The sequence below is a fragment of the Larkinella sp. C7 genome, assembly GCF_006149005.1.
Taxonomy (GTDB): Bacteria; Bacteroidota; Bacteroidia; order Cytophagales; family Spirosomataceae; genus Larkinella.
On the sequence record NZ_VBSL01000006.1, the window covers coordinates 161,429 to 176,259 of the forward strand.

The 14,831-nt window shown below is 53.9% G+C and carries 8 protein-coding genes; 3 read left to right on the plus strand and 5 right to left on the minus strand.

All coding sequences use genetic code 11. The features are described 5' to 3' along the window. Positions 1-4: 4 nt before the first annotated feature. Positions 5-2,932, minus strand: a complete 2,928-nt coding sequence (locus tag FH871_RS16940) for a SusC/RagA family TonB-linked outer membrane protein (protein ID WP_138992602.1) — start codon at positions 2,930-2,932, stop codon at positions 5-7. A gap of 134 nt (positions 2,933-3,066) precedes the next feature. Then, positions 3,067-4,437 carry a Gfo/Idh/MocA family protein gene (locus FH871_RS16945; RefSeq protein ID WP_138992603.1) on the minus strand — a complete coding sequence of 457 codons (1,371 nt, stop codon included), beginning with the start codon at positions 4,435-4,437 and terminating at the stop codon, positions 3,067-3,069. Between the two features lie 240 nt (positions 4,438-4,677). On the opposite strand from FH871_RS16945, the gene FH871_RS16950 reads away from it, so the two are divergent. Continuing rightward, on the plus strand, positions 4,678-5,700 hold the full coding sequence (locus tag FH871_RS16950; RefSeq protein ID WP_138992604.1) for a LacI family DNA-binding transcriptional regulator: 1,023 nt from the start codon (positions 4,678-4,680) through the stop codon (positions 5,698-5,700). 286 nt (positions 5,701-5,986) lie between these two features. Here FH871_RS16950 and FH871_RS16955 read toward each other — a convergent pair whose 3' ends face one another. After that, positions 5,987-7,465 carry a xylulokinase gene (locus tag FH871_RS16955; protein WP_138992605.1) on the minus strand — a complete coding sequence of 493 codons (1,479 nt, stop codon included), beginning with the start codon at positions 7,463-7,465 and terminating at the stop codon, positions 5,987-5,989. Positions 7,466-7,644: 179 nt separating this feature from the next. Here FH871_RS16955 and FH871_RS16960 point away from each other — a divergent pair, with 179 nt between their 5' ends. Further along, positions 7,645-9,678 (plus strand): serine hydrolase, encoded by a 2,034-nt coding sequence (locus FH871_RS16960; RefSeq protein ID WP_138992606.1) that lies wholly within the window; start codon positions 7,645-7,647, stop codon positions 9,676-9,678. Between the two features lie 325 nt (positions 9,679-10,003). On the opposite strand, the gene FH871_RS33995 is transcribed toward FH871_RS16960, so the two are convergent. Then, complete coding sequence (locus tag FH871_RS33995; RefSeq protein WP_138992607.1) at positions 10,004-10,834, minus strand: M23 family metallopeptidase; 831 nt, start codon at positions 10,832-10,834, stop codon at positions 10,004-10,006. Positions 10,835-10,937: 103 nt separating this feature from the next. After that, positions 10,938-13,010, minus strand: coding sequence for a S9 family peptidase (locus FH871_RS16970; protein WP_138992608.1), 2,073 nt, complete (start codon positions 13,008-13,010; stop codon positions 10,938-10,940). Between the two features lie 158 nt (positions 13,011-13,168). Here FH871_RS16970 and FH871_RS16975 point away from each other — a divergent pair, with 158 nt between their 5' ends. Next, the gene (locus FH871_RS16975) at positions 13,169-14,677 is read left to right on the plus strand and encodes a M20/M25/M40 family metallo-hydrolase (protein WP_138992609.1); all 1,509 of its coding nucleotides are present in this window, start codon (positions 13,169-13,171) and stop codon (positions 14,675-14,677) included. Positions 14,678-14,831 lie beyond the last annotated feature (154 nt).

A 14,831-nucleotide genomic window follows, 5' to 3' on the forward strand; every position in this document is an offset into this window, starting at 1 on the left:
ATGATTAAAAGTTAAACTGGAGACCAAAAACCAATTTCCGGCTGAACGGGTATTTCGTACCTACTTCGCCCGTCTCGGTTACGTCCGGGTCGATGCCCGAAAACTTCGTGATCGTGAACACGTTATCGGCCGAAACCGACAGCCGGACGCCATCCAGTTTGGCTTTGCTGACCAATGCCGTCGGCAAATCGTAGGTCAGGCTGATGTTCCGCAGACGGAGGTAGTTGCCATTTTCCAGAAACCGCGACGACGGGCGCTGGGCGTTGTTGTTGCCGCCGATGACGTACTTCGGATGCGTGGCAATGTCGCCGGGTTGTTCCCAGCGGCTCCAGCCATCCTGCAAGGCCATGAGGTTGTAGCGGTCGTAGGCACCGTCGTTGTCGAACAGGTTCCGGTCGCCGTTGTAGAGAATGGAACCGGTGCTGTAGGTAAAGAAAGCGTTCAGTTCCAGCCCTTTCCAGCTCAGCACCTGCCGAAAACCGCCGAACAGTTTGGGGTTGGCGTTGTTGCCGATAAACTGGATCGTGGCGTCGTTGTAGTTGTTCGTCGTGGTGCTGGTGCCGTCGGTGCCTACTTTTTCCCAGAGCGGTCCACCGGTTTGCGGATCGACGCCCATCCACCGGCGCATATACCAGCTATTGAGCGGCTGATTGAGCGCGTAAGGACGCTGGCCGTTGGCGACCAGCACGCGGTCGCCATAGAGAGCCGTCACCTCGTTTCGGTTCATACCGGCATTGATGTCCATCCGCCATTTCAGGGCGGTTTTCTGCAAAATGTCGGCCGATAAAACCACTTCAAGTCCTTTGTTTCGAACGGCTCCCACGTTTTCCGTAATGAACGTGTAACCGCTGGTGGCCTGGAGTGGTCGGTTAAACAAGAGGTTGTTGGTCAGACGGTTGTAGAGATCGACAGTGAGCGAAAGCCGGTTCCACAAACTGGCGTCGATTCCGAAGTTGGTATTGTTCGATACTTCCCACGACAGGTTCGGGTTTTCGATGCGAGTCGGGTAGGCGGATGGAATACCGGCGTATTGGCCCGTCAGGTTATACAAACCCTGGGAAGCATAGTCGTTGATGCCGTCGGCGTTGCCGGTGGTTCCGTAGCTCAACCGGAATTTGAGGTTGGTCAGCAGTGGATTGCTGCGTAGAAACGCTTCGTTGGAGGCATTCCAGGTCAGGCCGACCGCGTAGAAGTTGCCGTATTTCTTATCCCGACCGAACTTGGACGAACCATCCCGGCGGAACGAGGTCGTAACCAGGTATTTATCCTGATAGCCGTAGTTGGCCTGGAACAGATACGAAGAGAACGCGTTGTCGGTTTTGGTTCCGCCGATGGTTTCGGGTTGCGAGGTTGCATCCAGAATGCTCAGGCCGGAGAAAATGCCTTTTCCGGTGGCCGCCAGCGATTCGTAATAATAGGTCTGGTATTCGTAACCCGCCAAACCGTCCAGCGTATGCCCGCCGTTGAAACTATGCCGGAAGCGCAACAGGTTCGACGTCAGCAAGGTATAATCGCGGGTGTTGGTTCTGGCCAGCCGTCCCTGCACATCCAGGGCGCTGGGGCCACGCATGTCCTGGCTGCTTTCACTGCCGTAATAACTGGTTTGGGCGCGGTTTGTGGTTGTCAGCGTCAGCCAGGGCAATACGTCATACTCGGCTTTGAAGAGCAGATCACCCGACAGCGTGTTTTCCTTGAACGTGTTGAACTGGCGGTTGTAAATGAAGTTGGCGTTATCGCGTCCATACCATTTTTTCGCGCCGGTTACGGGATTATAGGGTTGTCCGTTGTAATACGGATCATCGTAGGGCAGGTAGGTATAAGCCGCGTAAAGACCGCCGTTGCTGTTGTCGTAGCCGCGCGTCGACAACCCGGCCCCGTTGACGTTTACCCGGAATTTGTCACTGATGTTGTGGCTGAAATTCAGCCGTGCGCCAAACCGGTCGAGGCCGGTTCCCTGCAAAATGCCCTGTTCCTTGTAGTAGTTCCCGCTTAGGAAGAACTTGGTTTTGTCACTACCGCCCGACGCACTCAGTTCCGCGAGCGTGTTGCTGGCCGTCCGGAAAGCCTGGTCGAACCAGTTGGTATTGGCGTTGGCTTCGGGCGTGGGCAGATAATCGTTCAGAACACCCGTTGGCCGGTCGCGCTGAAATACCCTTTTCTGCAAATCATACAGTTGCGGACCGTCCAGTAACCGGAAGTTACCCAGGCTCAGCGTGCCGACGCCCTGATTCAGCCGGGCAGTCAGGCGGGTTTTGCCGGAAGCACCCCGTCGGGTGGTAATGACAATGACCCCATTGGACGCCCGCGCTCCGTACAGAGCCGTTGCCGAGGCATCTTTCAACACGGTGATCGATTCAATGTCGCTGGGGTTGGGAATCCCGCCAATGACGCCGTCGACCACGTAGAGCGGATTGGAACTGGCCGTGAGCGTTCCAACGCCCCGAACGAGTACTTTGGGTGTACTGCGCGGATCGCCGGAGCTGCTGCCGACGAATACACCGGCCGCTTTGCCCTGCAGCATCTGGCCGACGCTGTTGGCCGTCACGTCTTTCAATTCTTTGGCCGTCACCACCTGCGCTGAACCCGTCAGGTTACGCTGGTTGGTGGTAGTATACCCCATCACGACCACCTCATCGAGCATGGTGTCGGCTTTTTTGAGCGTAATCTCGATCGTTGTGCGGTTTCCGACCGTTACGGCGGTTCCCTGGTACCCAATGGAACTGATTTCCAGCACGTCCGTTGGCGTTGTGCGAACGGTGAAAGTCCCTTTGTCGTCGGTGGTGGTGCCCTGTGTAGTGCCACGGACGATGATGGTGGCTCCCGGTAGCGGTTGCCCGGCATCGTCGCGAATGGTGCCCCGCAGGCTTGACTGCGCATAACCGCAAACGGTTACCGATAGCCACAGAAGTAAACACACGGAAAGCTGTTTCATGGGTTGGAAGATTGATAAAGTGGAGACTAAGAAGCAGAAGGCAAAGGGCTTAGGGCATTCGGTAAAGGCAAGCGAAGGGTAGCCTGGTCAAAACCGGACGGTTTTGACCAGGTGGGATAGTTGAGCAAATCAGATCAATAAATTTCGTTCAGGCCGAAAATGGGGCGGTTGGTTTTCCATTTTCCCCGGGTGAAATCCGGGATTTCGATGGGTTTGCTGCCCTGCGCAATGGATTGTTCGGATAACGGACTGATGGCACTCCAGACGGCGGCATCGTAGACGTCGATCGGTGGGGCGGTTTGGGCTTTGATGGATTCGATGAAGGCCCGCATCACGAAAAAGTCGATCCCGCCGTGGCCGCCACTCTGGGCCGTTTGGCCGTGTTGTTTCCAGAGCGGGTGGTCGTATTTATCCTGATAGGCCGCGAACGGTTCCCACTGGTGCGGTTTCGGGCTGGTTCCTTCCAGGTAAATCGTTTTGCCGTCATCCATCCAGATGCCCTGCGTTCCCTGCGCCCGGAAACCGAGTGAATAGGGGCGGGGGGAGTTGGTATCGTGCATGATGACGATGTTCTCACCATTTGCGCAATTGACCACGGTGGTAACCACATCGCCCAGCTTGAAATTGACTTTGGCGTTGGGATGATCGAAACCACCTTTATCAACCACATATTTGTGCAGGCTCCGGGCTTTGGTGGCGGTTGAGGTCAGGGACAAAAACCGGTTGCCCCGGTTGATATCCAGCCAGTGAGCGACGGGCCCCAGACCGTGCGTTGGGTACAGATCCCCGTTGCGATCGACGGAGTGCTGCGTCCGCCAGCGGGCTTCGGAATAGCCTTTGGCCCCAAATTCGACGCCTTCTTTGCCCATGCCGCCATTGAACTTGACGTTTCGCAGGTCGTGCTGGTACCCGCAGTGGGCATACAGCATTTCGCCGAACATACCCTGACGGATCATGTTCAAAACCGCCAGCACATCGCGCCGGTAGCAGACGTTTTCCAGAATCATGCAATGAGACCCGGTTTTTTCGAACGTATTGACCAGATCCCAGGATTCTTTCAGCGTGACCGTCGCCGATACTTCCACACCGGCATACTTGCCGGCTTTCATGGTGGCAACGGCCATCGGCACGTGCCATTCCCAGGGGGTGGCAATCACCACGCCGTCGATGTCGTCGCGCTTGAGCATGTTCACAAAATCCTCCCCGCCTTTCGTGAAAGCAACCGGCACTTTCTTGCCGCTTTTTTCGATCATGGCGTTGGTGCGGCTGATGGCTTCCGGGTCCGGATCACAGATGGCCGTGATCACCACATCATCGCGGAAAAGGGCCTGACGGACGTGGCTGCGACCCCGCGAACCGACCCCGATAAAAGCGAGACGAACCTGTGACAAAGCCGACGGTTTCGAAGCGGCTGCCGCCGGTTCGAACAGCGAAGGAAGAAAGGGCGCAGCAGCGGTGCTGAGGGCGGCCGTACGCAGAAAATTTCGGCGGGAAGAAACAGGCATAGGAGGAGTTAGCTGAGTTGGAATACGCGTTAGATTGACGGTTTGGGGTTCAATTCCATGCTGAAATTGGAGAAAAACCGACAACCAATCAATCAAAACCGGGGCGTCAGGGCTCTGATTCTGACGGTTTTGGCCTGCGCAAACGTTTGTTCAGACCTGTGCAAACGTTTGTGCAAAACCGAAGGAAATTTTGCGTTTTTTAGGAATAAGAGTAAATTGTAAGGCTGAACAGGACGCGCGATGAAGGATGTTATTACAATTAAGGAGATTGCCCGGCAATTGCACGTGTCGCCATCCACCGTGTCCAGGGCTTTGCAAAACCACCCCCGCATCAGTGTACACACCCGCGATGCCGTTCATGCGCTGGCCGATCAGTTGAAATACCTGCCCAGCACGACGGCCCGCAATCTCCAGCGGGGCCGGACGGGCGTGATCGGGATGGTGTTGCCGGAAATTCGGGAGAATTTTTTCTCGGAAGTAATCAATGGCGTGGAAGAACTGGCCTTCGAACACCAAGTGACGGTGGCACTCTACCAATCGCACGACCGGTTCGACCGCGAGAAGCAGATTCTGACCGTGCTGGCTTCCAACCGGGTGGATGGCGTGTTGCTGTCGGTTGCCAAAGAAACGCAGCAGACCCACCACATTCAGGAGTTGCTGGATCGCCAGATTCCGCTGGTACTTTTCGACCGCATTCCGCCCCACATTGCGGCCCACCGGGTCGAGTGTAATATGGAAAAAGGCGCGTATGAAGCCACCAAATGGCTGGCCCGACGCGGTCATCGACGCATTGCGCTGCTGAACGGCCCCCACGCCTTGATCGCCAGCGAGGAGCGGTACCGGGGCTATATCACGGCCTTGGTGGAAGAAGGATTACCTGTCGAAAACGCCCTGATCAAGCGCAGTGACCTGACCACGCCGGAAACCCTCCTGAAAATGAATCAGCTTTTGGCATCACCGGCCCGGCCGGATGCGGTCCTGACGTTCAACGATTACGTCGCGCTGGATGCCATGCAGGTGTGCCGCAGTTACGGGCTGGTCGTCAATCAGGATATTTCGTTTGTCAGTTTTGCCAATCTGCCGCTCAATACCTACCTCGAACACCCACCCCTGGCGTCGGTCGAACAGCATCCTTACCAGATCGGGTTTATGGCGGCTGAAATTCTGCTCAACGTGATTAACGGGAAGATTGCCCCGACGGATTTGCAGAACGTGATCCTGGAGCCCGAGCTAGTGGTTCGGGAGCCGAATGCGGTTTTCTGAGCGAAGCTTTTTCTGGTTAGTCTAACCGTCTATCCCGAAACCTTTCAATTTACCCCGAAGGGGTGTTCTGTTAATAGGAAAATCGTATCAATAGTGGTTCAAGCTCCGGCAGGAGCGCCCTGACAACGCCAGGATGTAGGCCGCCCCTGCCGGGGCTTAAATCTATCGCTGATACCGTTTTCCTATTAACAGAACACCCCTCCGGGGTACGTAAAATGGCTATAGGTAAAAACGTCGCCGACTATTGACATTAAACCTCTCCGGGGTAATTATATACAGATCATTATCAGTCTGTGAGCACGTTCCGCCATTTTTCGTAGGCATCGCGGTAGGCTTCCTGTGCCCGCATATCGGGTTCGATGGTGCGGATTATCTTCAAACCGGTGAAGGCTTCCTGGCGGTTTTTGTAAATACCCAGTCCCAATCCGGCCCCCCGGGCCGCACCTTGTGCGCCGTCGGTATTGAAAAGCTGGATTTCAGCCCCGGTCAGGTTGGCCAGCGTGTCGCGGAACAGCGGGCTGAGGAACATGTTGGCTTCCCCGGCGCGAATGGTTTTCAGACCCACACCCACTTGCTCCATGACCTGAATGCCGTAATAAAAGGAAAAAACGATGCCTTCCTGCGCGGCCCGAATCCAGTGGGGGAGGCTGTGGCGCGTCAGTTGCAAACCGTGGAACGAAGCCCCTAAATCGCGGTTTTCCAGCACGCGCTCGGCGCCGTTGCCAAAAGGCAGACACAGCAAACCATCGGAACCGACGGGCGCATGGGCCGCCAGGTCGTTCATTTCGGCGTAACTGACCGAGCCACGCAGCAGGTGATTCCGCAGCCAGCTATTGAGAATACCGGTGCCGTTGATGCAGAGCAAAACGCCGTAGCGCGGGGCTTCCGGCGTGTGACTAACGTGGAGAAAGGTGTTGACGCGGGATTGCGGATCGTATTTGGCCTGATCGCTGACGCCATAAACGACGCCCGACGTACCCGCCGTGGCGGCAATTTCGTTGGGTTCCAGCACGTTGAGCGAAAACGCATTGTTGGGCTGGTCGCCCGCGCGGTAGGTAACCGGCGTTCCGGTGGCCAGACCCAGCTCGCTGGCGGCTTTCGACGTCAGTTCGCCTTGTACCGAGAATGTTGGTTTTAGATTGGCAACGAGCGAGGGATCGAAGCCGAAATAATCGAGCAGAAAATCCGCCGGTTGTTCGTTCTGAAAATCCCAGAGAATACCTTCCGACAAACCGGAGGGCGTCGTGACGATTTCGCCGGTCATGCGGGTGGCCAGATAGTCGCCCGGCAGCATGAACTTGTGAATTTTGTTGTAAATCGCCGGTTCGTTTTCCTTCACCCACGCCAGTTTGGCGGCCGTAAAGTTGCCCGGCGAATTGAGCAGATGTTGCAGACTTTTGGTCCGACCAACGGTTTCGAAGGCTTTTTCACCGTAGGAAACCGCCCGGCTGTCGCACCAGATGATCGACGGACGCAGCACGTTTAGGTCTTTATCCACGATCACCAGTCCGTGCATCTGGTAGGAAATGCCGATGGCTTTCACGTCTTCCGGTTTCACACCGGTTTTCGACAACACGGTTTTGGACGCCAGGCAGGCATTTTTCCACCACGCATCCGGGTTTTGCTCGGCATAGCCCGGCAGGGGGGCGTCGATGGGCATTTCCGATTCGGGGAAAAACGCGGAGGCCACCACCGCACCGGTTTCAACTTCGAGCAAACAGGCTTTTACGGACGAACTACCGACATCAAATCCAAGGAGATACATGGGGTACGCAAGGTTCAGATACAAAACAAGGTGCAAAGTACGCAGAGCTTAGAAGTTAGGCAAACGGTAAATACGGGGGGCGGGCCTACTGATCGGTTGGTTTTGTTGTCGAAAGCAATGAAATTAGACCATTATCCAGTTGGTTTGTTCTTTTCACGGTACCAGAGAAGCGGTCTTGCATGAAAAAAATTACCTCGATTGTTGTTCTGCATATTCTCTTATCGACGGCCGGTTTTGGGCAATTGATCATCCAAGGCACGGTTTTAAACCGGGCGACCCGACAGCCGGTTCCCTATGCCAACATCGGGATTGTCCATTCGAATATTGGTACGCTGTCCAACCCGGATGGTAGTTTTTTGATCCTGGTCCCTGAGAAATTTCGGGCGGATACGCTGCTTTTTTCCGCGCTCGGTTTTGGAAGAAAAGCGGTGCCGGTGCGGTTTTTTCGTCCGGAAAAACCGGTTGTCATTTTCCTTCCTGAGCGTGCGATCCCGTTAAATACGATTACAGTAACGGTGAAAAAGAAACGAAATCAGGCGTTTGAGCTGGGAAACCGCACGTTTCGGGGTGGTGTGCTCGAAAACGATACGACGTATGCCGGGCGGTCCATAGCGCTGTTGATTGAACCCAAAGAACCGCATTTGAAGAAAGGATTTACGTTCCCGGTTTATCTCGAAAAGGCGAACCTTCGCATTTTTAGGAATAACCTGAAGTCGTTCCGGTTCAGAATCCGGTTAAATGCCGTCGATCGGTTGACGGGCCAGCCCGGCGAAGACCTCATTCAGCAAAGCATTGTGGTGGAATCGGCGATGAAGAATGGCTGGCTGGAGTTTGATCTTTCGGCGCTGAACTACCCGGTTTCCGGACCGTTCTACGTTACGTTCGAACAAATCGTGGATTTACAGGATCGCACCGACATTGCGGATGGATACCGGAAATACATTCAGGAGCATCCTGAAAAACTAAAAATTGATACCGTCGAATTTGAAGGGAAAAAGGAAGTTCGACAGATGCTGCGGGGCGGTATTGATTTGCCCGGAACGTTTATCGGCATCGTCGATACACCGGCAGCCGCCGAACGGTATACCAGCTACGTGCGAGAAACCAGCTTTGGCGAATGGAAAAAGGTACGGGGCATTGTTTCTGCCACGGTCACCGTCAGTACTTATCTGGACGCCAATCCGAAGCAAGCGCCGGAAGCACCCTGTCAGGGAAACCGGCCTGAATGCCTCGCCGAGCAACTTTGTCGGGATTTTATGGACAACACGGGGACGAACGGCATGCAGATTTGTGTCAGTGTGAATAACCAGATTAAATGGTTCGCGGCTCTGGGGTATGCTGATTGGGAAAATAAGAGTGCGGTAACCGATTCCACACTTTTTCGGATCAATAGCGTGTCGAAATCGATGACTTCCCTGGCGTTGCTTCAACTCGTTTCAGAAAGGAAACTTGATCTGGATGCGCCCGTTCAAAACTATGTCCCGTCTTTTCCGGTCAAGAAATACCCGATCACGACCCGTCAGGTAGCCGGTCATCTGGCCGGATTTCGGGATTACAACGAGACTGACCTGAGCGATTTCATCCGAACGGAGCATTTTGAAAACGCAACCGCGGCCTTGCGGGTCTTTGCAAACGACACTCTCTTATTTAAACCGGGTACAAAATTCGGGTATTCGACCTTCGGCTGGAATCTCCTGGGAGCCGTCATCGAAGGCATCAGTGGCGAAAACTACCTCGATTATATGGCTAAAAATCTGTGGAAACCGCTGGGTTTATTCCACACCTGTGGTGATGATATTCATAAAACAAGGCCCAATCGTAGTAAATTTTACGATGGTACGGGGGAAGAAAATGAACTGGGAGACTGGAGTTATAAATACGCGGGAGGTGGACTTCTTTCAACGGCCAACGATCTGGTAAAACTTGGAAATACGTTGTTATACGGAAAAGAACCGTTTTTAACTCATAAAACGGTTCTTTTTACATCTCAGGTTACGGCAGACGGGAAAGAAACCGGATACGGTCTGGGTTGGTATGTTGGCAAAGACAAAAATGGTCACCGGGTCTGGCACCATGCCGGCGATTCGTTCAGCAGCAGTTCCCACCTCCTTGTTTATCCGGATGATAACCTGGTTATTGCCTTTTTAGCGAATTCACAGGACGGCGCTGCGTTTGATCTTCAGCGGATAGGCGAGCTATTTTATAAAAAATGATAATCCGCGTCAGGATGATGAGCCTGCTGGCTTCAATAGTCTGCCTAAGAGCGTAGCCAGTTCCCCGAACTCATTACCGACCGGCAGGGACTACCACAGACCTTTGTGCCCGCTATACTTCAGGATAAACCAGGCTTCTGGGCGGCTACCCGTGACGGTCTATGCCGATACGATGGATACCGATTCAAAGTCTTTCAGCCCGACATCCGCACCTACGATCTACAGCCGAGCCTTCTGGTTCGATGGATTATCAGCGTTTTAATACAGCGCCTGAGGGTAAGTCGGAAATTTGCCCTCTTGTTTGGTTAGGTTCATCAATACCTGATCAATTGATACTGGGTAATTTAGCGGGGTCCTCCAGCAAAAATGCCGGGTCAATCCGGGCATCATGCCAGCGTACACCCAGGTGCAAATGCGGGCCTGTTGCCCGGCCGGTTTCGCCCACTTCGCCGATTTTCTGGCCTTTTTTTACCCAATCTCCTTTTTTGACCGAAAAACCGCTCAGGTGAAGATACATCGCGATCAGGCCGTTGCCGTGATCAATAAAGACAGAATTGCCCCCAAAAAAGTGATTGCCCGTCAGAACAATTTTCCCGTCGGACATGCTCAAAACCGGCTGGCCGGTTCCAATGGGATAATCGGTTCCGGTATGGCGGTTGCGGGGTTGACCATCGAACGTCCGGTAAGCACCAAAGTTGCCTTCCGTTGCGGGGAGCGGATTGGCGGGTTTGCCTAGTGGGAGCGTAAAGAGCGGTTTGGTTTCCGGGCGGTTGAATAACGGCCAGATCTGCGCCTGTTCCCGGTGTTGGCGTCGCAGATTAGCGGCCGAAACATGGATGTATTCCTTCTTCTCAAAATCCTTAAAATCTTCGTTTTTGAAGTCGCCTTTGACAACCTGAATCGTCCGTTTTTTTCGCAAACCGCTTTTCGTCCAGCGGTAAACCCGGTGGTAGCCAACTTTTTCAATCAGGTCGATGGGGAAATAGCAGGTGCCATCCACGGCCCGCCAGCGGTGATTGTCCATCGCACAACGGACGCAGTTGTCGGCCCAGCGGACAACGGCGCCCTGTTTGACCTGAACCGGTGAATTCTGCCCGTAACTGATGGATACGCAACTGAGGAAACAGACAATGACAAAGAAATTAGGGAATTTCATGGGGTGATGATGCCGGAGATGTTTGCCGGGGACATACCCTTTGGAAGTAAAAAGCCCCCGATTGTCACAGCAATCGGGGGCTTTATTTATGAAACGGCTTCAGTTACGCTCTGATTCCTACCAAATTCAGCATGAACGCATACTCCAGCGCAATCTCTTTCAAGGCTTCAAACCGCCCCGATGCCCCGCCGTGGCCAGCTTCCAGGTTGGTGTGCAGCAGGAGTTGATTGGTGTCGGTTTTCATGGTGCGGAGTTTCGCAACCCACTTGGCCGGTTCCCAATACTGCACCTGCGAGTCGTGCAAGCCGGTCATCACCAGCATGTTCGGGTAGGCCTGCTCTTTCACGTTGTCGTAGGGCGAATACGACAGCATGTAATCGTAGTATTTCTTGATCTTCGGATTGCCCCATTCTTCAAACTCGCCGGTCGTCAGCGGAATGCTTTCGTCGAGCATGGTTGTGACCACATCGACAAACGGCACCGATGCCACGACGCCCCGGTACAATTGCGGTTTTTGGTTTACAACGGCACCCATGAGCAAACCGCCCGCGCTGCCACCCATCGCAAACAGCTTGTCGGCGCTGGTATAGTTGTGCTGAATCAGATAATCCGAAACGTCTACAAAGTCGTTGAACGTGTTTTTCTTCTTGAGCATTTTGCCGTTGTCGTACCACTTCCGGCCCATTTCCTGACCACCCCGAATGTGGGCAATGGCGAACAGAAAACCACGGTCAAGCAAGCTCAGTCGCGTGGAGCTAAAACCGGGATCGGTCGAATAACCGTAGGAACCGTACGAATATTGCAGCAGCGGAGCCGAGCCGTCTTTGGGCGTGTCTTTTCGGGACACCACCGAAACCGGAATTCGGACACCATCGCGGGATTTGACGAAGAACCGCTCCGACGTGTAGTTCGCCGGATCAAAACCACCCAGCACCTCCTGCTGTTTCATCAGCGTTTTTTCCTTCGTTTCCATGTTGTAGTCGAAGGTCGAACTGGGCGTTGTCAGCGACGAGTAGCCAAAACGCAGGGTGGTGGTGTTGAAATCCGGGTTGTAGCCAATGCCGGCCACATAAGCCGGTTCGCCGAAATCCAGGTAATGTTCTTCTTTGTTCCGTCGATCGATCACCCGCAGATGAATCAGTCCCTCTCTGCGTTCGCCCAGAACCAGGTGGTTTTTGAAGACATCCAGTTGCTGTAAATAGACGTGGTGGCGGTGCGGAATGACTTCTTTCCAGGCCGACCGGTCGTTGGTTTTGGTTTCTTTCGCTTCCATCAGCCGGAAATTTTCGGCTTTCCAGTTCGTCCGGACGTAGAAGCTCGTTTCCAGGTGCTGAATGTCGTATTCATGGCCTTTTTCGCGGGGCAGAAAGACGACAAACTCGCCCGTCGGATTGCTCGCTTCCAAAAGCCGGTATTCCGTCGCTACGCCGTTGTGGTCAGACACCACAGCGATGTACTTTTTCGACTTCATCCGGCCCAGGCCCATGTAAAACTGGTTGTCGGTTTCTTCGTAAAGCAGCACGTCCTGCGCCGGATCGGTGCCCAGCACGTGACGGTATACCTGATAGCCCAGCAGCGTTTGCGGGTCTTTCCGGATGTAGAAAAGGGTCTGGTTATCAGCCGCCCAGGCGTAGCTGCCGCCTTCGGTGTCGGGAATGGCATCCGGGTAAATCTCCCCGGTTTTCAGGTTTTTGATGCGCAGCGTATACATCCGCCGGCTGACGGTATCTTCGCCATAAGCCACCAGTTCGTCGTTGTCGGACACTTCCAGGCCGCCGATGTTGTAATACGAATACGGTTTTGCCAGTTCGTTGACGTCCAGCATCACTTCCTCTTCGGCATCCAGCGAACCGGGTTTCCGGCAATACACGGGGTATTCGCCCCCTTCGACAAACTTAGTATAATAGTAATAGTTGCCTTCCTTGTAGGGTACCGATTCGTCCTGCTGTTTGATGCGGCCTTTCATTTCCTCAAACAGCTTCTCACGAAAGTCTTTGACGGGCGCCAGTACGTCTTCCAGATGCGCATTTTCGGCTTTCAGGTAGTCGATCACCTCGGGATTTTCCCGTTCGTTGAGCCAGTAGTAATTGTCGATCCGGGTGTGGCCGTGAGTGGTCAGTTCGGTCGGTTTGATGGCCGCCTGGGGCAAAACCGGTGTCGTCTGCGCGTTTGTCATAAAATTCGATGGGACTGAATACGAAACCCAATAACACCTTTTTTTCAGGATTCGTTGAGGTGTTTCGATTTGGGGGAGAAACTTAAAGTTTTTTCCCCACTTACGCGGCATTCCCTCGCTTTTTTGTTATTTTGAGGAGTTATACGGTTATCCTCACTATGCGAAAAAAAGTCTACGTTTATCTGCTGCTTTCTGGCGGTATTTGTTTGCTGAGTGCCTACACACTGAAGAAAAAGGGTGATCGGATCGACGAAGGACAATCCCGCCCAACGCTGGAAAAAGTTTTTGCCAAAATCAATCAGGAAGTACTGCAAAACAGCCGGGTTTTTGAAACCCTCACCGATGCCACGCAAAAAATTGGTCACCGGCTGACGGGCAGCGCCAACGGAAGTCGCGCGGAGGAATATACCTATAATCTGCTGAAGCAATACGGCTATTCGGATACGAAATATGCCCCTTTCGAAGTAGAATCGTGGATGCGCGACACGGTAACGCTGGCGGTGGTGCCCCGCAAAAGCGATAATTTCCGGGATGTCGAAGTGGTTGCCCTGGCGCATTCGCCCGTCGAAGCCCACGTGCAGGGTGAAATCATTGACATCGGCAACGGTCTGGAAGGCGATTTTGCGGCACTGAAAGACCGGATCAAGGGGAAAATTGCGTTGGTGAACATCGGTCTGGCGGCTCCCACGAAGGGTGCCCGGAACCTCCACCGCTCCGAAAAAACCGCGCTCGCCATTCAGCACGGCGCCATTGGTGTGATTATGGTGAATCTGGTGCCGGGCAATGTGCTGCTGACCGGAACGGCCTCCGTAACCGGCAAGCTCATTCCGGTGCCATCGGTCTGTATTTCGCTGGAAAGTGGTCAGGAAATTCGTCAGTGGATGCAGGATCAGAAGAACCTGATGGCGGTGATCGACATGACCAACGTGAGCCGAAAAATCCGGGCGCGGAATGTCGTCGCTACGCTGAAAGGCTCACAGTTTCCCGACGAAAAAATCATCATCGGTGGTCACCTCGACTCCTGGGATCTGGCCACGGGCGCCATCGACAACGGCATTGGCTCGTTCTCCATTCTCGACATTGCCCGTACATTTAAAGCCCTGAAAATAAAGCCGAAACGCACCATCGAGTTTGTGATGTTCATGGGTGAGGAACAGGGCTTGCTGGGCTCGCGCAGTCTGGTGGACGATTTGAAAAAAAGCGGACAGTTGGACAACGTCCGTTACATCCTGAATCTGGACATGACCAACGATCCGAGCGGTTTTAATGCTTTTGGGCGGAGCGAAATGGTGCCTTTCCTGACCGAAATTGGCGAAACCGTCAAGCTGGTCGAACCGGCTTTTCAGAATACGGTATCGAATCAGGCCGGGTTACACAGTGATCATCAGCCGTTTATGATGGAGGGCGTGCCGGTGGTCGGCATGAGCGGCCATCTGGACCGGAACGTGCTGGATTGTTACCACGCCAATTGCGACAACATGAATCTGGTCAACAAAGACCAGTTGAAAAATACCGTCCGTTATTCGGCGATGTTGCTCTACGCGCTCGCCAACGCCGATGCGATTCCGACGCAACGCATGGACGACACCAAAACCCGCGATTTCCTGATTGCGCAGGGCCTCAGGACGCCCCTGCAAATCGCGAACGAATGGCGTTGGAAGGAGTAAGTGTTCTTTTCAATAAACCGTATCAGATTGAGACGCCCCGTTAAACCGAAACCGGTTTAACGGGGCGTTTTTTGGTTATGCGATCAAAAATCTGAGCAGTATTTTGGGGTTGCACTAGCCCAATCGCGCCCTTTTGTCGTATTGATTTCAGCCT